This window comes from Calidithermus roseus (assembly GCF_003574095.1).
GTDB lineage: Bacteria > Deinococcota > Deinococci > Deinococcales > Thermaceae > Calidithermus > Calidithermus roseus.
Genome location: NZ_QWLA01000155.1, coordinates 1 through 1,602, shown reverse-complemented (window position 1 = coordinate 1,602; position 1,602 = coordinate 1). Strand labels below are relative to the sequence as shown.

Annotated in this window: 2 protein-coding genes; both read right to left on the bottom strand. The window is 68.2% G+C overall.

Translation table 11 applies throughout. The features are described from left to right. Positions 1 to 754: uroporphyrinogen-III C-methyltransferase (gene cobA, locus Mrose_RS18295; protein WP_119280645.1), on the bottom strand; the 754-nt coding region annotated here is incomplete at its 3' end. A gap of 113 nt (positions 755 to 867) precedes the next feature. Further along, the coding region (locus Mrose_RS18290; RefSeq protein ID WP_245970026.1) for a precorrin-2 dehydrogenase/sirohydrochlorin ferrochelatase family protein at positions 868 to 1,602 on the bottom strand (735 nt) is incomplete at its 5' end.

Below are 1,602 nucleotides of genomic sequence, written 5' to 3'. Positions count from 1 at the left end.
GCTCCCTCAGGCGCACGACCTGCCCGATGACCCACACGGCGGGGGATCGAACCTCGACCTCTCCTTGGACCACCTGCCCCAGCGTGGCGATCACCACCCGCTCCTCGGGGGTGGAGCCCTTTTCGATGAAGGCCACCGGCTCATCGGCCCGGCGTCCGAGCCGCAGCAACTCCCCAGCGATGCGCACGCGCTGCTTGACCCCCATCAGCACCACCAGGGTGTCCACCTGAGCGTAGGGGGTGAAGTCGGACAGCCCTCCCCCCTGAGCCTGACCCGTCAGCACCGCGAAGCCCCCCGCCACCCCCCGCAACGTCAGGGGGATGCCGGCCAAGCCGGGCACGGCCAGGGCGGAACTGAGGCCGGGCACCAGCTCCACCTCGAGGCCCTCGGCGGCCAAAAACGCCCACTCCTCTCCCCCCCGGCCATAGACCATGGGGTCCCCCCCTTTGAGCCGCACCACCTTGCGCCCGGAGCGGGCGTGGTGGAGCAGTTGCTGGAAGATGGCCTGCTGCACCGAATCCTGCTCGCCCGCTTCCTTGCCCACGTAGAGGAGCTGGGCCAGAGGGTTGACCCGTTCCAATACCGCGGGGCTGACCAGGCGGTCGTAGAGCACCACCTCGGCTTCTTGCAACACCCGCAGGGCCTTGAGCGTCAGCAACTCGGGGTCGCCCGGTCCTGCCCCCACCAGGTAGACCTTGCCTCTACCTCTACCCCCACCCCTACCGCTGTCCTTCCCCGCACCGCTGCCCTTCACCCAATCCCCCTCATCCCTGGGGTTGGGGTTGGGCTTCACGTAGTTGACGTGCCTGACGTCCCTGACGCAGTTCAGGCGGCTCAGGAAGCCCAGGAAGCTCACACGGTTCAGGCTCACGAGGGCACCTCCAACGCTAAGGCCAACTCGGGGGTCTCCGAGGCCAACGCCAATGCCGATGCCGATGCCAATGCTGGTGCTGATGTTGATGTTGATGCCGATGCGTTGTGCTGGTGGTACAAAGCCGCCAGCAGGATCTCCCGCGCCTCTTCCACTTCCCCCAGGGCCAGCCGTTCCAGCGCGGGGCTGTCGATCATGCGATACCAGGCGGCCTTCCGGGCCTCGAAGTCGTGGGGATAGCTTTGCAGCACCAGCGGTCGAAGCGAGCGCAGCAGTTGGAGGTAGAGGGCGTACTCCGGACCGTACGCCTGGGCCAAGCCCTGCTTGATCCTCACCCCTAAAGCGGGGGCGGCTCCGCTGGTGGAGACCGCGATCACCAACTCGCCCTGCCGGTGCACCGCCGGCAGGATGAAGTCGCAGTGCGCGGGGTCATCGACCGCGTTGAGCCACACCCCCCGCTCGCGGGCTTCCTGGGCGATGAGCGCGTGGAGGGAACGCTCGCGGGGATGGGCGAAGCACAGCGAGAAACCCGCCAGGTCTCCCCGCTGATACCCCCGCCGCAGCCAGCGGAGACGGCCTTCGTGGAGGAGGGGCTCGAGGCCGGGGTGCGCATGGGGGGAGAGCAGGGTCACCTTGGCCCCCACCTCCAGCAGACCCCGCACCTTGGCCTCCGTCTCCCAGCCCCCTCCCACGAACAGCACCTCCCTGCCGGTTAGGTTCAGCATCACGGG